This window comes from Streptococcus infantis (assembly GCF_047463615.1).
Lineage (GTDB): Bacteria > Bacillota > Bacilli > Lactobacillales > Streptococcaceae > Streptococcus > Streptococcus infantis_X.
Window position 1 is genome coordinate 128546 of the sequence record NZ_JASHDO010000004.1, and the last position, 19546, is coordinate 148091.

General features: G+C 40.1%; 17 protein-coding genes and 1 other RNA gene. 2 read left to right on the plus strand and 16 right to left on the minus strand.

Going from position 1 to position 19546, the window contains the following annotated elements; genetic code table 11:
* Positions 1–12: 12 nt before the first annotated feature.
* The 15 genes from QM874_RS05635 to QM874_RS05705 all read right to left on the minus strand — a co-directional run bounded on the left by QM874_RS05635 (position 13) and on the right by QM874_RS05705 (position 14325).
* Positions 13–1002, minus strand: a complete 990-nt coding sequence (locus QM874_RS05635) for a sensor histidine kinase (protein ID WP_414316554.1) — start codon at positions 1000–1002, stop codon at positions 13–15.
* Entirely contained in the window at positions 999–1697 is a 699-nt protein-coding gene (gene liaF / locus QM874_RS05640) for a cell wall-active antibiotics response protein LiaF (protein ID WP_414316555.1), read from the minus strand. Before liaF ends, QM874_RS05635 begins: the two co-directional genes overlap by 4 nt.
* 200 nt (positions 1698–1897) lie before the next feature.
* Positions 1898–2899 carry a type 2 isopentenyl-diphosphate Delta-isomerase gene (gene fni / locus QM874_RS05645; RefSeq protein ID WP_414316556.1) on the minus strand — a complete coding sequence of 334 codons (1002 nt, stop codon included), beginning with the start codon at positions 2897–2899 and terminating at the stop codon, positions 1898–1900.
* The gene (locus tag QM874_RS05650; protein WP_414316557.1) at positions 2877–3890 is read right to left on the minus strand and encodes a phosphomevalonate kinase; all 1014 of its coding nucleotides are present in this window, start codon (positions 3888–3890) and stop codon (positions 2877–2879) included. The genes fni and QM874_RS05650 overlap by 23 nt, the downstream gene beginning before the upstream one ends.
* Complete coding sequence (mvaD, locus tag QM874_RS05655; RefSeq protein WP_414316558.1) at positions 3877–4830, minus strand: diphosphomevalonate decarboxylase; 954 nt, start codon at positions 4828–4830, stop codon at positions 3877–3879. Before mvaD ends, QM874_RS05650 begins: the two co-directional genes overlap by 14 nt.
* On the minus strand, positions 4812–5690 hold the full coding sequence (gene mvk / locus QM874_RS05660; protein ID WP_414316559.1) for a mevalonate kinase: 879 nt from the start codon (positions 5688–5690) through the stop codon (positions 4812–4814). Before mvk ends, mvaD begins: the two co-directional genes overlap by 19 nt.
* Before the next feature lie 123 nt (positions 5691–5813).
* Positions 5814–6833: a choline-binding protein CbpC gene (cbpC, locus tag QM874_RS05665; RefSeq protein ID WP_414316560.1), complete on the minus strand. Its 1020-nt coding sequence runs from the start codon at positions 6831–6833 to the stop codon at positions 5814–5816.
* Positions 6834–6850: 17 nt separating this feature from the next.
* Positions 6851–7852: a choline-binding protein CbpJ gene (gene cbpJ / locus QM874_RS05670; RefSeq protein WP_414270930.1), complete on the minus strand. Its 1002-nt coding sequence runs from the start codon at positions 7850–7852 to the stop codon at positions 6851–6853.
* Between the two features lie 229 nt (positions 7853–8081).
* Entirely contained in the window at positions 8082–8771 is a 690-nt protein-coding gene (locus tag QM874_RS05675; RefSeq protein ID WP_414270929.1) for a response regulator transcription factor, read from the minus strand.
* A 12-nt stretch (positions 8772–8783) separates the two neighbouring features.
* Positions 8784–10208, minus strand: a complete 1425-nt coding sequence (gene gndA / locus QM874_RS05680) for an NADP-dependent phosphogluconate dehydrogenase (protein WP_414316561.1) — start codon at positions 10206–10208, stop codon at positions 8784–8786.
* Positions 10209–10284: 76 nt separating this feature from the next.
* A complete protein-coding gene (mapZ, locus tag QM874_RS05685) occupies positions 10285–11748 on the minus strand; it encodes a cell division site-positioning protein MapZ (protein ID WP_414316562.1) in 1464 nt (487 codons plus the stop codon).
* A gap of 17 nt (positions 11749–11765) precedes the next feature.
* Positions 11766–12917 (minus strand): THUMP domain-containing class I SAM-dependent RNA methyltransferase, encoded by a 1152-nt coding sequence (locus tag QM874_RS05690; protein WP_414316563.1) that lies wholly within the window; start codon positions 12915–12917, stop codon positions 11766–11768.
* Between the two features lie 82 nt (positions 12918–12999).
* Positions 13000–13380, minus strand: an RNA gene (gene rnpB / locus QM874_RS05695) — RNase P RNA component class B.
* Positions 13381–13398: 18 nt separating this feature from the next.
* Entirely contained in the window at positions 13399–13728 is a 330-nt protein-coding gene (gpsB, locus tag QM874_RS05700) for a cell division regulator GpsB (protein ID WP_414270925.1), read from the minus strand.
* A gap of 69 nt (positions 13729–13797) precedes the next feature.
* Entirely contained in the window at positions 13798–14325 is a 528-nt protein-coding gene (locus tag QM874_RS05705; RefSeq protein WP_414316564.1) for an SLOG family protein, read from the minus strand.
* 67 nt (positions 14326–14392) lie between these two features.
* On the opposite strand from QM874_RS05705, the gene recU reads away from it, so the two are divergent.
* Together recU and pbp1a are read left to right on the plus strand one after the other, a co-directional pair.
* On the plus strand, positions 14393–14989 hold the full coding sequence (gene recU / locus QM874_RS05710) for a Holliday junction resolvase RecU (protein ID WP_414316565.1): 597 nt from the start codon (positions 14393–14395) through the stop codon (positions 14987–14989).
* Complete coding sequence (gene pbp1a, locus QM874_RS05715; protein ID WP_414316566.1) at positions 14986–17142, plus strand: penicillin-binding protein PBP1A; 2157 nt, start codon at positions 14986–14988, stop codon at positions 17140–17142. Before recU ends, pbp1a begins: the two co-directional genes overlap by 4 nt.
* Before the next feature lie 259 nt (positions 17143–17401).
* On the opposite strand, the gene QM874_RS05720 is transcribed toward pbp1a, so the two are convergent.
* The gene (locus QM874_RS05720) at positions 17402–19384 is read right to left on the minus strand and encodes a peptide ABC transporter substrate-binding protein (RefSeq protein WP_414316567.1); all 1983 of its coding nucleotides are present in this window, start codon (positions 19382–19384) and stop codon (positions 17402–17404) included.
* Positions 19385–19546: the final 162 nt, after the last annotated feature.

The window sequence follows — 19546 nt, forward strand, 5'->3', positions numbered from 1 at the left end:
TCCTTTTGTTAGTCAATCAAGCAAGGGTATGCGAATATCCACTGCCAAACCTTGCTTGGGAGCTGTTAATAATTGTATAGTCCCAGCCATATCTTCCACCCGTTCTTTGATATTGCGTAAACCATAGCTTAATTCATCAACATCATCTAGCTGAAAACCGCGACCGTTGTCTACTACCTTCAACTGCAAGCCTGTTTCCCTTTGATAAAGATAAACATCCAGACAGGAAGCTTGGGCATGACGGAGAGTATTACTAATCAATTCTTGGACGATACGGAAGACATGCTCCTCAATCTTTTTAGGCAATTCGTCTACCTGATATTTAAAACTGACTTTGAGTTCACTTTTTTCTTCCAATTCTTTGAGAAGCAACTGAATCCCCTCAACCAGACTCTTTTGTTCCAGTTCGATCGGTCGCAAATGCAAGAGTAGAATACGCAAATCTCTTTGGGCTGTCTCCAAAATAGCTGTCACACTCTGGACTTGTGTTTGCATTTTTTCTCTATCTAACCTCGAAGTTTGTTGACTGAGTCCTGATAAAATCATATGGGCAGCAAAAATTTCTTGGCTGACTGTATCATGCAAGTCACGTGCGATTCGTTTGCGCTCCTTTTCAATAATCACTTCTTCTTTGACCAAGGCTTGATTGTCTGCTTTTTGAATAGCTTCTGTCAACAAACCGAGCTTTCCTGACAAATTTCTAAAACTTGCGTCTAAGTCAGCATCCCCCAGACTTTCAATATCTTTGCCAGCTAGGAGACGTTTAAGATTTGCTTGGATTCTTCTTCTTGAAATTTCATCAACAATTGTCCAGAATAGGACTAATAAAAAGGCCAGGGCGAGACTAAACATTAAAGCCAGAAATAAGACTTTTTCTGTCTTTTCTAAATCCTGAAAAAGAGTACTCCACTCCAAATCCAAGATTTTAAAAATGCTTCGAATTAGAAAAGCAACAAAAAGAAATGAGGTGAGTCCGATTAAAATATAGGGCTGTTTTTTCATCCGCGCACCACCTCAACATCTCCAACCATAGTTGTCAAAAGAATCTTAACACTCTTAGGACTCTTGAGATAATCCCTGGTTTCTTGATGAAATTGCTCATTGCGCAAAGCTCGTTTAGGCTGGTCAAAAAAGGTTAAATCTCCGTACAGAGAATTGACACTAAGGCTGACTTCTACATCCACTGGTACAATGATTCTAGTCGTACCGACCAGTTTTCTCAAGATGATGACATTATCATGATTGCTCAAAATCACGTGCTCTAGATGAATGGTATCCTTCCCCATAAGGCGAAAGAGATTGATATCATCAAAACGACAGGTCTGATAGCTTGAGAAGTGATGAAGATTTCCAAACCAGCGATTTTTCTCCTTCTTTACTGTCACAACATCTTCAAAGACCAGATTGGTGTCTTCTCTTTCCTGATTCATCATAGGATAAAGTAGGAAGAGACTATAAATCAAAGCCACAAAGATAGCTAAAATGACAAAGGGATTAAGCATGATGATAAAGAAAAATAGGATGCTCACTGCCACTAAAATGAGATTGTTTCCCTGTTTTCCAGTATAGTATCGAATCAGCAGTAAAAACAAGAGCAAAATAAGTAGAAAACGGGAAAAATGCTCTGATACCATCATAATCAGAGCTCCTGTCAATAAACAAGATTCAATAAATAGAAAAATTTGGAATTTTCGCATGTATCCGTCCTCTCCATTTTATTGTATCACAATTCCCAAAAGTCACATCAGTCTCAGGAATGAGAAAGAGACCGGGACTAATACTCAATGAAAATCAAAGAGCAAACTAGGAAGCGAGCCGCAGGCTGTACTTAAGTACGGCAAGGCGATGCTGACGTGGTTTGAATTTGATTTTCGAAGAGTATAAAATCCCGATCTCCTTACATTTGGTCTTTTGCTTCTTTTAATTTTCCATATAGGAGATAGTCGACCTCTTGCAAATCTTCAATCCTTGCACAATTAAGGGCACACATAATCAAACGTAGGTCTTCTTTCCAACTCTCAACAATGGAAATAACGACATCCACTGGGTAGTTTTCAACCAACTCTAACATGGTGCGTGAAAGCCCAACTGCTTTCGCTCCAAAGACCAAGCATTTGATGATGTCTAGTGGATTGCGAACCCCTCCGCTTACCAGAAGCTCCATCTTATCTTTCCAGTCTTGGGCATTGATAAGAGCCTGCATGGTCGATTGCCCCCAATCATTGAGGTAGTCCCGTTGACCGCTACGACGATTTTCGATATAGGCAAAACTAGTTCCCCCACGGCCAGACAAATCAACCGTACGTATGCCTATCTCATATGCCTTAGCAATAGTCTTCACATCCATGCCAAAGCCGACTTCTTTTAAAACAAGGGGAACTGAGATTTGCTCAGCATAATCTTTCAGATTGTTTTGCCATAATCTAAATTGACGCTCACCTTCTGGCATGAGTAATTCTTGCATGACATTCACATGAACTTGTAAGAGAAGAGGATTCATCTCTTTCACTGTTTGTAATCCTAGTTCTACAGGTTTGTCCAAGCCAATATTGGTTCCAAGTAGAAGGTTAGGGTGACTAGTTTTGACTGAGAAAGAATTGTCCGATGGATCCTTAAGAGCAGCACTGTAAGAACCTGTCACAAATAAAATTCCACAGGCCTCTGCCACCTGGGCCAATTTTTGATTGATTTCTCTGCCCCGATCACTCCCACCTGTCATGGCGTTAATATAAAAAGGAAAATCCCATTTTCGCCCTGCAAAATCTGTTGAAAGATCAATCTCATCTATATCATATAAGGGTAGTGAAGAGTGGATTAACTCCACCTCATCAAAACTATTATAAGAACTTTTTTGTTCAAGGGCATAGCGGATGTGCTCATCCTTCCGATTTGTCGTCATGTCCTATCCTTTCTTGATACAAGAGCTCAATCCCTAGATCAGCCCAGCGTTTTTTCAGTAATGTGGTCGAATCTTGGTCAAAACTGAGAGCAATCCCACAGTCTCCACCACCAGCACCACTACTTTTTGCAACAGCTTTTAAGTCTCGGCTGGCATCTTTTAATTGTCTGAGCGAAGGTGTGTAAATATCTGAACTCAAGCCTTCTAAAAGTTGGCTGGCTTGTTCTAGCAAGTCAATAATGGTTTCTTCTTGACCTTTCTGCAAAGCCTTTACCAAGTTAGCTACTGTTTCTTTTGAAGCTTGCAAGAAGTTGGTATTCATATTATCCTTGATTTGCTTGACCATATGGCTAGACACAGCTACTTCCTTGGTCCAACCAACCATAAAATCAAATTTCAAGCTCGTTTCAACATTTCTAATAGAAAAGCCCCAATCACGTGCTAATACAGTTGGCAAGTCTTCTTTTTCTAGCCATTCTGCCACTTTCTCACGTTCAAAAGACTGATAGAGGACCAGGTCTTCTGAAACGATACAGGCAATATCCCCCATGGAACCATTGTCCCCACGTATAAGAAGTACAGCACTCGCCAATTTAAACAAGAGTTCTCTGTCAGCTAATCTTTCATAGAAGGCAAGCATGGCCTTGATGACCAAGACAACTACACTACCACTAGAACCCAGACCAAATTTCTTCCCCTCACGCTCCATTTTCCCACGAATGTCTAGGGAGAAAGGCTGTAGTTCAACTCCTTGAGCAGTCAGGTATTCCTCTACTATGGCAACTGTTTCTTGAATCAAGGCATAAGAAGAATCCGGTCGCATGTCTACACTATAGGAAAACATATCTGAGTAGAGTCGATAAACTTCCGAAGACTCAATCTCAGCTGTCATATAGATGGGAATTGCCTTTATTAGCGCCAACTGTCCTGGTTCTAAAATGGCATACTCCCCAGCCCAATAGAGCTTCCCACAAGTTTTAACAATCGTCATCTTGGCTCAAATCCTTTGTTTTTGAAACGATTAAGCGATAGCGTTGACCTAAGAGTTCTGATAGATGTTCCAAGTCTTTTTCTAAACAAAGAACCTTTACATTAGGCCCCGCATCCATGGTAAAGTAGCAAGCTTCTCCTTGTTCTCTAAGCTGACGAACGAAATCCATAGCCTCATAACTCGCATCTGTGAGATAAGAGAACGGCGGATTTGCAGTTTTTGTCGTAGCATGCATGGCAAGAGCGTTTTTCTCTGTTAATACTCCAACTTTCTCAAAGTCATTTTCCTTGAGATAGACCAGCATATCCTTGTAGTCTTGTTCAGATTGACGAATCCACTCATCAAAAGTCGTTGAAGTTTCCACGCAGAGTTTCATGCCATCTCGACTAGAGATTGGTTTTTTCTGGTCTTCCAAGACCAACATGATCATTGCTAGTTTCAAGTCAGTTTCGACAGGATAGATTTCTCCACTATCCTTGTCCCAAGCTGCTAAGGGGCCATAAAAACTGCGAGATGAAGAACCTGATGCAAACTTAGCTTCCAAGGCTAACTCTTTACGATCTAGTCCTAATTGGAAATAGGCATTGCAAGCTTTTACCAGGGCAGACAAACCACTGGAACTTGAAGAAAGACCCGCTGCTGTTGGCATATTGTTCTTGGTATCGATACGAACAAAACCTGCTCCTTCAGGACGGTAACGGTCAATGATTTTACTCATCTTAGCATGCTCAGCTTCATTTTGCAACTGACCATTGATGTAGAAAGCATCCGAGCTTACATCTGCTGGTAAAGGAGAAAGTGTCGTCTCCGTATACATATTTTCTAAGGTTAGAGAGATACTGCTAGTTGCAGGAACCATCTCTTTTTCTGCTTTCTTACCCCAATATTTGATAATAGCAATATTGGCATAGGAACGTACTGTTACAGGCTTTCGATCCATGTCTGAACAGCTCCTTTCTCTTCTAATCTTTCTGCGAGTTCTTGTGCTTGACTGACATTAGCAACCAAGGTGATGATGCAGCCTCCTAGACCACCACCACTCATCTTGGCACCTAGAGCACCATGATCGAGAGCAGTTTCAACCAAGGCATCTGCCTCAGGGCTACTAACTCCGATTTCCTTTAGATTTCCATGAGCTTTGGTTAGAATTTCTCCCAGCTTCACGGCATCTTTTGTTTTTATTGCTTCTTCTGCTTCTTGGGTCAACTCTCCTAGCGCATGCAGGAAAGGTAAGGTATCCTTGCCCTTGCTCTCAACAACTTGGATAGCTTCACGAGTATGCCCATAAACACCAGTATCGGCAATGACCAGATAAGCTGATAAATCCATGGTTAATTCTTCAAAACCAACATTCTTGATAAAACGGATAGGTTGGTCACTAAGACAGGTCTTGGCATCCAAACCACTAGGATTCATATGGGCAATCATCTCCGCCCGATTGACTAAAATCTCTAACACATCATGTGGAAGTTCTGCTTGGTAATAATCAAATACCGCTCGAATGGCTGCAATGCTAATAGCTGCTGAAGAACCCATCCCACGTTTTTCTGGGATAGCCGAGTCAATTTGACAACGAATGCAAGCATCTTTGATATTCAGATACTCTAGGGAAGCATAGACAGCCATAGACAAGGTGTCCTCTTCAAACAGACGCCATGGTGTCGCTGCTGGAACCACCCGACAAGTCACCTCCACCTCTAAAAGAGGTAAAGAGATGGCTGGGTAGCCATAAACCACCGCGTGCTCTCCTATTAAAATAATTTTACTATGTGCCTGACCGACACCAACTTCTTTTGTCATTTAATCCTACTATCAGATGAAAATCATCTGTTTCTAGATAAAATTTTAGAACTTTATTCCTTTCTATTTTATTATATTTTCACAAAAAAAGCGATTGTTTCCTTTCACAATCGCTTGTTTTCATTATTGTACCCACTCACCATTATAGTTGACCTGGTAGCCACCTACTGTGGTATTTACAGCTAAGGCACCTGAACTATAGGCATAGTACCATTTACCATTAACTTGGAACCAGCCTGTCTTCATATCGCCATTACTTGCATTGAGGTAGTACCAAGTTGAGCCGTCTTGAAGCCAGCCTGTCGCCATAGCTCCTGATGAACGCAGATAGTACCAATAGCCATTGATAGAAACCCATCCTGTCTTCATATCGCCATTTTCAGCATCTAGATAATACCAAGTTGAGCCTTCCTGATACCAGCCAGTTGCCATAGCTCCTGATGAACGGAGATAGTACCACTTGTTACCAAGATATTGCCAACCCGTTTGCATAATGCCAGTTTCTGGGTCTAGGTAGTACCACGGAGCAGGTTTGCTTCTGTCAATGCCAAAAGTAACATGGAAATCTTGAGTCCAACCCTTAGCAATTTCACCAATTGGTAGTGGATAAGAAGAATCGTCGTTGGAATTTCCTAGCTTATTTAAATAATACCAATGACCATCTTCATAAATCCAACCTGTCTTCAAGGCGTAATCATCATCAAAGTAATAGGCTCTCTTCTCAGCAGATGGATTGTACTTTTCACCATATACTTTTCCTGTATTTTCAGACGATTTTGCCTCTAAGACTTGTTTCTCTTGCTGTTCTAGCAGAGCGCCATCCGGACCAAAGTAAAACCATTTTTGTTGGAGTCCAATTTCTTTTACTCCATGATTATCAAATAAATTATCTCGGTAACCTGTCCCAGGAATTTCTATGTATTGCCATCCAACTACCATTTCTCCTTTACCACCAAAATAGTAAGTTTTACCGTTTATTTTATGCCAATAGATTGCTTTATGATCATCTTTTACATAATATTTTCTATTATCCTTATCAACAAACTGTCCACCCGTGGTATCTGCAGATACAGTATTTGTCGCTAGCAAACCAAAGAAAAATGTTGCTAGTGCGACTTGCATCATTTTTTTCAAAAGCTTCATTTGTATCTCCTCCAAGATTAAATCCACTCACCAGATGAGGCGAAATTATAAACTTTACCATCGATAGTTTGGCTACCTGTAACCATTGCTCCATTTGAATTGAGATAATACCAGTTTCCATTTACTTTGGTCCAACCTGTCTTCATATCTCCATTACTTGCATTTAGGTAGTACCAAGTTGAACCATCTTTCACCCAACCAGTTGCCATGGCTCCTGATGAACGGAGATAGTACCACTTGTTACCAAGATATTGCCAGCCTGTTTTCATATCGCCATTTTCAGCATCTAAATAGTACCAAGTTGAACCATCTAGATACCAACCGGTCGCCATGGCTCCTGATGAACGGAGGTAGTACCACTTATTGCCAATTTGCTTCCAACCAGTTTGCATGATACCAGTTTCTGAATCTAGATAGTACCAAGCTGAACCATCATTTATCCAACCTGCACGTCTTTCACCACCAATATAGTTTTCTCCATTAATTTCCGTTTTAGCTAGATAATACCAATTAGACTGGTCATAAAGCCAACCTGTCTCTAAAGAATAATTTTGATTAAAGTAATAGTTCGTGTAATAACGCTTCTCTTCTTTGTCTTCACGTTTTTCCCCGTACTTTCTTCCAACACTGTCTTTAGTTTTAATCTCTAATGCTTTCCAACCAACAAACTCTTGTAGCACTCCATTCTGATCGAAGTAGTACCACTCTGACTTTGGAAAACCTTCTAATCTCACACCATTAGGGTAAGGACCAATTGTACTACCTTTAGATGGAAACGGGATATATTGCCAGCCGACAACCATTTCTCCTGATACATGATCAAAATAATAGTACTTACCATCAATCACTCGCCAGTAGGTTTCTTTGAGTTCCCCCTTCTTGTAGTAGGTTCTACCATTTTCTTGGACAAATTGCCAGCCTTCTGAATCAGCATCATCTGCAAATACTGTACTAGTTGCTAACAGACCAAAGAAGAAGACTGCTAGTCCAATTTGCATCAATTTTTTCAAAAATTTCATTCTTTTATCCTCCAAAATGATTATAGCAAATGTCTTTGCTTTCGTCAATATATTAAATTTAAGCCAACAAGAATCTACTCAAAATTTGCTTTGAACTGGCAGATAAGACTAACTAATTTGTTTAAAAATAAACTGATAGACAGCACAGGTTTAGCCTCATGAAATTTTCGATAAAGATGTTCGTTTATTTAAAGATCAAAAAAAGCAGTTACAAAACTGCAACTGCTTTCTATTCCTGCATGGTATAACCAACACCACGCACTGTTTTGATGTAGCTCTTTTGACCTTTGACATCAATCTTGCTCCGTAGATATCGGATATAGACATCTACGATATTGGTCTCTGTAGCACTTTCATACTTCCAGACACTCTCTAGCAATTGTTCACGAGTTAAGACTTTCTTACTCCCCATGAGTGTAGCTAAGAGGTCATATTCACGACGAGTGAGAGCAATCATTTCATCGCCACGATAGACCGTGTGATTTTCAACATCAATTCTCAGATTTCGGTAGGCTGTTGGCACCTTCATCTGATTACAATGCTGATCAATAAAATCACGTCCACGGAAAATCGCTGAAATTCTCTCAACCAAGTTTTCGATAATGACTGGCTTATAGATGTAAGAAACTGCAAACCGCTGAATGACTTCCAGCTCTTCTTGCAAGTCTTCCCAATGATCCAAGATCATGATGACAGAAGCAGGTTTAGTTCGACTCAGCCTTTCAGCAAAGTCCTGAGCCGTCATATCTCCCAGATTAAAGTTCAATAAAATCAAATCATAATCTGTCTGAAGAGCCAGAGAAAGGGCTTTTTGCCCCTCCTCTACTAGATCAACCCGATAGTGCTCTTTCTGGAGTTCCAAACTTAAAAAATGAGCTAGATTTCTTTCTTTTTCAAGCAATAAAATCCGTTTCCCCATAGCTTGGCCTACTTATTTTTCGTCATACCAAGAATAGTGGAAGGTTCCTTCTTTGTCTTTACGTTGGTAAGTGTGAGCACCAAAGTAGTCACGTTGCGCTTGAATCAAGTTAGCTGGAAGGTCAGCTGAACGGTAGCTATCATAGTAAGTAATAGCTGCTGAGAAGGTTGGTACTGGTACACCAGCTTGAACAGCAAGAGCTACGATATCACGCACTGCTTGTTGGTACTTAGCAGTAACATCCAAGAAGTACTCATCCAAAAGAAGGTTAGCAAGGTCTGCATCACGGTTGTAAGCATCTGTAATCTTTTGCAAGAAACGAGAACGGATGATACAGCCATCACGCCAGATAGAGGCGATGTCTGCAAATGGCAAGTTCCAGTTGTTTTCTTTAGAAGCTACACGCAATTGAGCAAAACCTTGTGCGTATGAAATGATTTTTGAGAAGTAAAGGGCTTGACGGATCTTTTCAATCAACTCAACCTTGTCGCCTTCAAATTTGAAGGCAGCTGGTTTTGGAAGCACCTTGCTAGCGTGTACACGTTCTTCTTTGTAAGTAGAGATGTAACGCGCAAATACTGACTCAGTGATGAGTGACAATGGTACACCAAGGTCAAGTGATGACTGGCTAGTCCATTTACCAGTTCCCTTGTTACCTGCAGCATCCAGGATGTAATCTACGATTGGTCCATCTTGACCTTCATCATCTTTACGTCCAAGGATGTCAGCAGTGATTTCAATCAAGTAGCTATCCAACTCACCCTTGTTCCACTCAGTAAAGATTTCAGCCATGTCTTCTGCAGAGAGTCCAAGCAAGTGTTGCATAAGATCATAGCTTTCTGCGATCAATTGCATATCACCGTACTCGATCCCGTTGTGGACCATTTTCACGTAGTGACCAGCTCCATCAGGACCGATGTACGTCACACATGGTTTGCCATCTTCTGGTGCTTTTGCAGAGATTTCTTCAAGAACATCAGCCACCAATTCATAGGCTTCTTTTTGTCCGCCAGGCATGATAGATGGTCCTTCGAGGGCACCTTTTTCACCACCTGAAACCCCTGTACCGATAAAGTTGATACCTGAGTTAGCTAATTCTTCATTACGACGGATGGTATCTTTGTAGAAAGTATTTCCTCCGTCGATCAAGATATCACCTTTATCCAAGTGTGGAAGAAGGGCTTGGATCGTAGCATCTGTACCAGGTCCAGCTTGAACCATGAGCATGATACGACGTGGTTTTTCAATTGAATTTACAAAACTTTCAACGTCATAGCTTGGCACAAAGTTCTTTTCAGGGTGGCAAGCAATTACATCTTCTGTTTTTTCTTTACTACGGTTATAAATAGCAACTGTGTAACCACGAGATTCGATATTTAGGGCAAGGTTACGACCCATTACGGCCATACCTACGACACCAAAGTTAGCTTTTGTCATGTGACACTCCTCTTATTTAATATGTTTTATTTTATCATGTTTATCTGTGAAAAGAAAGAATTTTGTAACAATTTGACTAGTAGTCTAAATCATCCGCATGTCCAGATCCATTTCCTACAAAATATCCTGTCTTACAGTTAAGGGTAAAGAGATAGGTTCCATCAGGTTTATACAGATTGTAATAGCCATTACCATTAACAATATTCACAGGTTCCAAAATGTATTGGTTACCCGTGATGTAGCCACGCGCACGTGAGGTCGCAAGGATTTGCTCCAGAACACCATCGGTAAAGGTCCAGGCAGGATTACTACTATCGTTTACAGCAGATTGATTATACGGCACTCGGCTAGCGCTTCTTTGCAAATTAACACCTTCGCTTGATAATCCACTATCAAGGATATTGTTAGCCGAAGCAGATTCACCAGTGGAAGTTGATGGACTAGTGGAGTTGCTAGCATTACTTTCAGTAGTTGAACTTGACTCTGTTTGATTCGATGAGCTTGCTTGACTACTACTTGAGCTAGTAGAAGATGAAAGTTGGCTCTTACCAAGGCTAATAGCCTTATCTAGCAGTTTGTCAATCTCTGTATTACCAGTCTTAACTTCGGTAAATTTGGCATCTGCCTTAACCTTAGCATTCGTATCTAAGACACCATCAGTGATAGCTGGGGTTTCAAACTGAGCATTGACATCTTGAACTGCCTTGATTTGTGTTTCAAGACTATCATATTTTGACTTAACGAGAGTATGTTCTCTCGCCCCTTCAAGTTTGTCCAAAAGGGCTTTAAGCTGACTCAATTGACCAAATTGACTGTTTTTTAAAGCAGTCTTATTTTGGTCAGTATAAAAAGTGTCATATAAACTATTGAATTGATCTAGAATCGCCTGGTTACTCACCAAGCCAGCATCAGATGATTGAGACTGAATTTCTTGTGAAGTGCGAGAGATTTGACGGTAGACATAGTAGCCGCTTCCTAAAATAAGAATAATAACTGCTACTACTGCCGATAAGATAAACCATACTTTTTTGTTCTGTGGTTCATCTTCTGCTTGAGAAGAGCGAGACAGGGATTGAAGTTCCTCTTGCAAAGCTTCATCATCCTCAACCACAAGGGCCTCCGTTGCAGGTTCCACTAAGTTTTTATCCATAACCAAGGTTTCTTCTAGTGGTGGGAGGATGAATTCTTGACCTTCTTTTCCCTCTTCTTCATCAAACTTCTCTGATTCAGAGACTTCTTCTACTGATTCTGCCTCTTCTTCAATCGTTTCTTTGGCATCTTGAAGCAAATCATCTAAACTTTGAAGTTCCTCTTTCTTAGCCTGAATGTTTGTAAATTTATCAGCCTCGATTTCTTCACGGTGTTGTTTAATGTATTTGTCCAAAATGGTATCATCAGGAGTTACTCCTGCTTCGATTTCTTCATTTTTTCGAATAACCTGTCCAACCGTTAAATCCTTAGCTTCCTCAAAATCAAACTGAGGTTCTTGGGAGGTATTCTCCGGTTCTAACATTTCTTCTTTTTTATCCTTTGGATCCATGGCAACTCCTTTCTAATCTAGGGGTTTCTTTTAACACGTTGACCAAAATATTGATATAAATCAACTTTCAAAGTACCATTATAGAGTTTTCGTTTTTTATCCGCCTGACTACCATACTTGCTTTCAAAAGCTTCATCACTAGTCAGGATAAACTTACTCCAAGTCTTGAGAGGTTCAAAAACCTCACCCATTTCAGCATAGAGTTTAGTCACTCCTGCATCATCTGACAAACGTTCTCCATAAGGTGGGTTAGAGATAATAACTCCATTAACCTTGTCCGAACGCAAATCCTGCACACGCATCTGCTTAAAGAGAATATCACCAGATACTCCTGCAGCCTGGGCATTTGCCTTAGCAATTTCCACCATGCGTCCATCTATATCACAGCCCATGATATCCAGTTCAATCTCTCGATCTATTTGCTTACTAGCTTCAGTTCTGACTTCTTGAATCAAGCGGTCACTGACCCAGTTCCATTCTTCAAAAGCAAAGGAACGACGCAAACCTGGTGCCATCTTACGTGCAATCATTGCCGCCTCAATACAGAAAGTTCCAGAACCACAGGTTGGATCAATCAAAGGTTTATCTGGATACCAGTTTGACAGTTGCAAAATCGCCGCTGCCATATTCTCCTTGATCGGAGCTCCACCCTTTTCAGTGCGGTAACCACGCTTAAAGAGACTTGAGCCAGTCGTATCAATCATGACAGTCGCCACATCTTTCAGAATAGAGACCTCAATCTTAAACTCAGGTCCATTCTCCATGAGAGGAACACCCTCTGGCCGTGCATAATGTTTTTGCAATTTCTTAACAACTGCCTTCTTAGATATCGCTTGTACACTCGGTTCATTGTGTAATTTTGACTTAACACACTTAGCCTTGGAAATTGGGAAACGGGCCCCAAGTGGGAAATAGTTTTCCCAATCTAAGGCAAAAACACCTTGAAAGAGTTCTTCAAAGGTTTTTGCTGGAAATGTTCCCACAACGATTTTGATCCTATCCGCAGCTCTTAGCCACAGGTTGGTTTGGATGATTGCTTTCACATCACCTTGAAAACGAACACGCCCATTCTCAACTTGACAATCATAACCCAAATCTCTTACTTCACGTCCAACTACAGCTTCCAAACCCGCCGCAGCAGTCGCAATTAAATTAAATGTTTGTTTCATTTCAGTCTTTTATAGACCTTTCTTTGTTCACTTTAAAAAATGAGGTTGAGAAATATGTCTCAGCCCCAACCTATATGCAATTTTCTATAAGCCATGTTTTGTTCCAGAAGTGACTAGGACCACTTCCTTCGATAATCATCTGTCTACCACTAGCAGCTCTAGCTGATAGCAGTCAGAGTACTACGTTCGTTTCCGCGCACTCCATGCCCCGACCAAAATTTGGGTTGCTAGCTTGAGGGGTTTACCGCGTTCCACTCTCTCCGTTTCCAGAAAGACTCCGTCACTGTGGCACTTTCAAGCCTACTCTGACCTATCAAAAGACTTAGCCATTTCAACTGCCGTAACGATTTCTCGTCCCTAGGCTTATGGTTTCGCCTAGCACAAACACTACAGGCATCACAGCCTGTGCTAGCATGGACTTTCCTCATGAAAAGAAACTCTCTTCACGCGATTATCCAAAAATTGCACAATAAAATCATTCTTAGAAATCAGAATTATCCAAGATTTGTTTGCCAAATACTTCTTTTTCAAGACGATTCAAACGTTTCAAAATATCAAAGTTTGTCATTGAAGTCGTACTTCCAAGCTCTGCTGATTCAGAAGCTACTGGTGTCACTTGAGGTTTTTTCGACAATTCCTCCTTCAACTCTGCAATTTCTAAACGGAGTGACTTCACTAGTGCAGCATAAGTTTCATAATCCTTGATGACATCATCCAAAAATTCATCCACTTCTGCTTTACTATATCCACGTACTTCTCTTCCAAATTCCTGTTCAAAAATATCCTTCGCTGTAAAAATAATACTTGCCATGTCTCTCTCCATTCTCAGTTGCTAGTATTATTATATAAAAAAAGGCAAACAAAAAGCAAGGTCAAAGGCTCAATTTTCGGAAAAATTTTGGGCTACTTCATTCAATTCTTCAAATGTTAATCTTTTTGTAACATAGTTGTCTTTCTTTTTCATCAGTTCGTAAAAATATCTCAGTTTTGTTTCATTTTCCTCATCATAAAAAAGATAGACCCCATCTGTATTTTCAAGCAAGAAAATCTGATAATCTCTTAATTGTCCCTTATGTTCATATTTGGGATAAGCATACTTGACAAAATCAACCTGCTTAAATTCACTAAGTTTGACTTGATTCCCCTCATTCCAATTATCTCCATGAGTTTCAAAATCAAAAATAGTTGCTAGTTGGAAACCAAAGTCATCTTTCATTTCTTTGGCCACCTCTAAAACCCAGTATTCAAAGCCCAATGTACCTGTAAATACTAGCCATTTGAGACCATCTTCTGCTAGTTTTTCCAAATCACAACGAATTGCTTTTTTGATAATTTTTAGGCGAATATCCTTGTCATTAAATAATCCTAGATCAAAGGAAGAATAGCCTAAAATCAAGGCTGTATGCATTTTTTCACCCTTTCTGTCTACGTTTATGGTATAATAAAGTGATGTTATTGTACCAATAAGGAGAACTATGGTCAACTATCCGCATAAGATTTCATCGAAAAAAAGGCAGCTCCCCACTTCACAAACTAAAAATTTCGCAAATCGTGGGATGTCCTTTGAAAAGATGATTAACGCTACAAACGACTATTATCTGACACACGGTTTGGCTGTCATCCATAAGAAACCGACTCCAGTGCAGATTGTCCGTGTAGATTATCCGCAACGTAGTCGTGCTAAAATTGTCGAAGCTTATTTTAGACAAGCATCTACAACCGACTATTCAGGAGTTTATGAAGGATTTTACATCGATTTCGAAGCTAAGGAAACCAAGCAAAAATATGCTATTCCGATGAAGAACTTCCATCCTCATCAGATTCAACATATGGAACAAGTCCTTGAACAAAAAGGGATTTGCTTTGTCCTTCTTCACTTTTCTTCTTATCAAGAAACGTATTTATTGCCGGCATTTGACCTCATCCGTTTTTATCATCAGGATATGGGGAAAAAGTCTATGCCGCTTGACTATATTAGAGAATTCGGTTTTGTGATTGAGCATTCCGCTTTCCCACAAATTCCTTATCTCGATACAGTCAAACAACATTTACTAGGTGGTAAAACAATATGAACAAACAAACTATCTTGCGCATCGTTAAATACCTTAGCATTGGCTTGCTAAGTCTATTTATCGCATCTTTCCTGCTTGGTGGTGGTGTCTTTCTATACTATGCAAACAAGGCTCCTGAACTTTCGGAGAGCAAGCTTGTTGCAACTACTTCAAGTAAGATTTATGACAGTAAAAATGAGCTAATCGCTGATTTAGGCGCTGAGCGTCGTGTCAACGCTCAAAGTAGTGAAATTCCTACTGACCTTGTCAATGCGATTGTCTCTATCGAAGATCACCGTTTCTTTAACCATAGAGGACTCGATAGCATCCGTATAGCTGGAGCTTTCCTACGTAACCTTAGTAGTAGTGGTGGGCTCCAAGGGGGATCTACCCTGACCCAGCAGTTGATTAAGTTGACTTACTTCTCAACATCAACAGCGGATCAAACTCTATCCCGTAAAGTTCAAGAAGCATGGTTAGCCATTCAATTAGAACGGACAGCAACCAAGCAGGAAATCTTGACCTATTACATTAACAAAGTCTACATGTCAAATGGTAACTATGGTATGCAGACTGCTGCAGAGAACTATTATGGCAAGGATCTAAAAGATCTTTCTATTCCGCAACTAGCACTCTTAGCAGGTATGCCACAGGCTCCAAACCAATACGACCCTTATTCACATCCTGAAGAAGCTCTTGAAAGACGTAATCTCGTCTTGTCAGAAATGCAAAAACATGGTTACCTCACTGCTGAACAATATGAAACAGCCATCAATACACCAATCACTGATGGACTTCAAAGTCTAAGAGCTGTTAATAGTTATCCTCAGTATATGGATAACTACCTTAAAGAGGTTATTGACCAAGTAGAACAAGAAACAGGCTATAACTTATTAACAACGGGAATGGAAGTCTATACAAACGTTGACCAAGAGGTACAAAAACGCCTTTGGGACGTCTACAATACTGACGAATACGTTGATTATCCAGATGATGATCTTCAAGCGGCTTCTACTATCGTGGATGTCACAAATGGTAAAGTCATTGCCCAACTCGGTTCTCGTCACCAATCAAGCAACGTATCCTTTGGTATTAACCAAGCGGTGGAAACCAACCGTGACTGGGGTTCTACTATGAAACCAATCACAGACTATGCTCCCGCACTTGAGTATGGCATCTATGACTCAACAGCATACATGCTTAAAGATGCTCCTTACAACTATCCAGGTACAAATATTCCTGTTTACAACTGGGATAAATCATATTTCGGAAACATTACCCTTCAATATGCTATCCAACAATCCCGTAACGTTACAGCAGTTGAAACGCTTGAAAGGGTCGGATTAGACCAGGCTAAAACTTTCTTAAATGGGCTAGGAATTGATTACCCAACTATGGTTTATGCTAACGCCATTTCAAGTAATACAACTGAAACAAATAAAAAATATGGTGCTAGCAGTGAAAAAATGGCCGCTGCCTATGCTGCTTTTGCCAACGGTGGTATCTACCACAAACCAATGTATATCAATAAGGTTGTCTTTAGTGACGGCAGTTCAAAAGAATTCTCTGACGCTGGAACGCGCGCTATGAAGGAAACAACTGCCTACATGATGACAGAAATGATGAAAACTGTACTTACCTACGGAACAGGTCGTGGTGCCTATATGTCCTGGTTACCTCAAGCAGGTAAGACGGGTACATCTAACTATACAGATGATGAAATTGAAAATTACATTAAGAGATACGATTATGTCGCACCTGATGAAAATTTTGTAGGATATACCCGTAAGTATTCTATGGCTGTTTGGACAGGTTACTCTAATCGCCTTACTCCTATCACAGGAGATGGTTTCAGAGTTGCTGCAAAGATCTACCGTTCTATGATATCCTATCTCTCAGAAGATGATTCCCCTGGTGACTGGACAATGCCAGAAGGAGTTTATAGAAGTGGTGAATTCGTCTTCAAAAACGGAGCACGAAGTAACTGGATTCCACAGTCAACTCAAGCAAGTACGACAACTGAGAGTTCAAGTTCAACTTCCACAACGGAAACTCAAGCTCCTTCTACCGAAAATACGAACGGCACTACAAATCCAAATGCCTCAGTACCAAATACAACTACAAATACTCAACAACAAAACCCAGCCCCACAAAATACACAAGGGCAACAATAAAACATGATAAAGAGAGTGGGACAGAAATCGGTAATTCGATTTCGTCGTCCCACCTCCGCACAGTTGAGTAGGGCTGTAAAAGCTGATAAAATCAGCGTAGTAGAGCCCACTCAACCACTGCGTCTTTCTCGACAATCCAAATACAATTGAGAGGCTAGGACTTTTGTCCCAGCCTCTTTTCTTGTCCACCACAGAAGGAAGTCAAAATTTTAACAATTGAATGCAAAGAGTGGAGTTAGTTCCCTAACTCCACTGACTATTATTTCACATGGTTTGCAAGATCTTCTTGCGCTTTTTTATTAGATTCTTCTTTTTCTTTCTTCCATTTATCTTGAGCTTTTTGATATTCATCAGCAGTTACTGGTTTATCTTGAAGTTCAAGGTACTTGTACAAGAGGGCTTCACTCATACCCTTGTTACCTGAGTATGCAAATGGAAGGGTGAATGGTACCATCTTAGACAACATTGGACGTCCAGTTTGAGAAGTTGTTGGGATAATCAAAGCGCTATCTGTCAACCAAGCTTGGGCAGCAGCATATTTATCATAACGTTTTGAAACATCTGTGTCTTCATTACCAGCTTCAACAACCATCTTTTCGTAATCTTCCAAACCAACTTGTTTGGCAGCAGCATTGTTTGTACCAGCATCAAATCCTAGATAAGTCTTAGTATTTTCACCAACAGATGGTTTGATGATATCAAGGTAAGTAGATGGGTCGATATAGTCTGGTGACCAACCAACGTTATCTGAGAGATCCCAATCTTCTCCAGCAGCTGTTTCAGCAAAGTAGGTAACATTAAGAACTTCATCTTTTTGAAGTTGTTGAATGTCAATGACAACATTGTCAGTTCCTAACGTTGCTTCAAGCGATTGTTTCAATGATTGAACACGTTGAACTTTTGTAGTATTAGTCTGGTCAACTGGCATATCCAAATGAATTGGGAATTGAACGCCTTCTGCTTGGAGAGCTGTCTTAGCTTTAGCAAATTCTGCTTTTGCTTTTTCAGGATTGTAAAGACCATCTTGAGCGTCGTCTAGATTAACATCTTTCCATTCATCACCATAGGTCACCAATTTTTCCTTAACTAAGTCACCAAAGTTTTTACCATCTGCTTGAACAAATGTTGGTGGTACGAACAAGTTACGAAGGAGTTTGCTTGCTCCACTTTCTCCATTAACTTGAGAAGCATATGCTGTTCTATCGAAACCGAAGGCAATAGCTTGACGGAAGTCTTTGTTAAGAAGAGCTTTCTTAGTTGAAGTCTTTTGCTCATCTGTAGTCTTAGAAGTATATTTGTAAGACTGACGGTCAATATTTGTACCAACTAAGAAAGTAGCAGAATCTTGTGGTGTATAAACGATATTGTCTTTAAACTCTTTTTCAAGTTCAGAGTAGCTTCCACTTGTTGGGAAGAGACGAGCCATTGAGAAACCACCATCTTTAAAGGTTTCTGCAAGTTTGTTATTGTCTTGACCATCCCAGAATGAAAGTTTTACTTTATCAATATGAACATTGTCCTTATCCCAGTAGTTTGGATTCTTTTCAAATTCTACTGAAGATTTTGCTACCAATGATTTCAACAAGAAAGGACCGTTGTAAAGAATACTGCTTGGATCTGTCGCTTTTGCAAAATCTACTCCCTTAGAATTCAAGAACTCTTCATTAACTGGAGCTAGAATACCCATGGTTGTCTTAGAGTTCCAGAAGCTTTCTGGTTTATTCAAAGTGTATTGAACAGTTTGATCATCAATTGCCTTGATTCCAACTTCTGAGAAGTCTTTTACTTCACCTTTTACATAAGCATCAAGACCTTTAATGGATTCTTGAACAAGATAAAGGGCTTCTGACTTATTATCAGCTGCATATTTAAGACCTGTTACAAAGTCTTGAGCTTTCACAGGTGCATACTCTTCACCTTCAGAAGTGTACCACTTAGCATCTTTACGGATTGTATAAGTGTAAGTCAAACCATCTTTAGAAACAGACCAGTCTTCTGCCATAGATGGCACGAAGTTCCCGTAACGGTCATTCTCCATCAAACCGTCAACCACATTACTTGTGATATTCGCAACCGCAGCCTTACCTGTTGTCAGATAGTTGAGGCTATCTGGATCTGTTTCATAAACGTAAGAAAAAGTTTTCTCACCTTTTGCACTAGAGCCTGAACCTGAACAGGCTGCTAAAACACCTGACGCTAACAGAGTCACTCCTGCTAGGGCCATTACTTTTGAAAATTTCATAATAAACTCCTTTTTGACTTTTTATACATTATAGTCCCTTTTCAGCCATGTGTCAATACAATTTTCAGAATTTTTCAAATTGATTTTAAAATATGACTTATTTAAAAATTCCAACTCATATCTAATTCTCTTTTAAACAAGCTAACACGGAAAATATCCGTC

What these genes read in the sequence shown, in the direction of transcription:
- fni (WP_414316556.1), bottom strand. Translation starts at nt 2,899, where the DNA reads ATGACGACAAATCGGAAGGATGAGCACATCCGCTATGCCCTTGAACAA.
- recU (WP_414316565.1), top strand. Translation starts at nt 14,393, where the DNA reads ATGGTCAACTATCCGCATAAGATTTCATCGAAAAAAAGGCAGCTCCCC.
- QM874_RS05720 (WP_414316567.1), bottom strand. Translation starts at nt 19,384, where the DNA reads ATGAAATTTTCAAAAGTAATGGCCCTAGCAGGAGTGACTCTGTTAGCG.
- cbpJ (WP_414270930.1), bottom strand. Translation starts at nt 7,852, where the DNA reads ATGAAATTTTTGAAAAAATTGATGCAAATTGGACTAGCAGTCTTCTTC.
- QM874_RS05650 (WP_414316557.1), bottom strand. Translation starts at nt 3,890, where the DNA reads ATGACGATTGTTAAAACTTGTGGGAAGCTCTATTGGGCTGGGGAGTAT.
- mvk (WP_414316559.1), bottom strand. Translation starts at nt 5,690, where the DNA reads ATGACAAAAGAAGTTGGTGTCGGTCAGGCACATAGTAAAATTATTTTA.
- liaF (WP_414316555.1), bottom strand. Translation starts at nt 1,697, where the DNA reads ATGCGAAAATTCCAAATTTTTCTATTTATTGAATCTTGTTTATTGACA.
- mapZ (WP_414316562.1), bottom strand. Translation starts at nt 11,748, where the DNA reads ATGGATCCAAAGGATAAAAAAGAAGAAATGTTAGAACCGGAGAATACC.
- gpsB (WP_414270925.1), bottom strand. Translation starts at nt 13,728, where the DNA reads ATGGCAAGTATTATTTTTACAGCGAAGGATATTTTTGAACAGGAATTT.
- QM874_RS05675 (WP_414270929.1), bottom strand. Translation starts at nt 8,771, where the DNA reads ATGGGGAAACGGATTTTATTGCTTGAAAAAGAAAGAAATCTAGCTCAT.
- QM874_RS05705 (WP_414316564.1), bottom strand. Translation starts at nt 14,325, where the DNA reads ATGCATACAGCCTTGATTTTAGGCTATTCTTCCTTTGATCTAGGATTA.
- QM874_RS05635 (WP_414316554.1), bottom strand. Translation starts at nt 1,002, where the DNA reads ATGAAAAAACAGCCCTATATTTTAATCGGACTCACCTCATTTCTTTTT.
- QM874_RS05690 (WP_414316563.1), bottom strand. Translation starts at nt 12,917, where the DNA reads ATGAAACAAACATTTAATTTAATTGCGACTGCTGCGGCGGGTTTGGAA.
- mvaD (WP_414316558.1), bottom strand. Translation starts at nt 4,830, where the DNA reads ATGGATCGAAAGCCTGTAACAGTACGTTCCTATGCCAATATTGCTATT.
- cbpC (WP_414316560.1), bottom strand. Translation starts at nt 6,833, where the DNA reads ATGAAGCTTTTGAAAAAAATGATGCAAGTCGCACTAGCAACATTTTTC.
- gndA (WP_414316561.1), bottom strand. Translation starts at nt 10,208, where the DNA reads ATGACAAAAGCTAACTTTGGTGTCGTAGGTATGGCCGTAATGGGTCGT.
- pbp1a (WP_414316566.1), top strand. Translation starts at nt 14,986, where the DNA reads ATGAACAAACAAACTATCTTGCGCATCGTTAAATACCTTAGCATTGGC.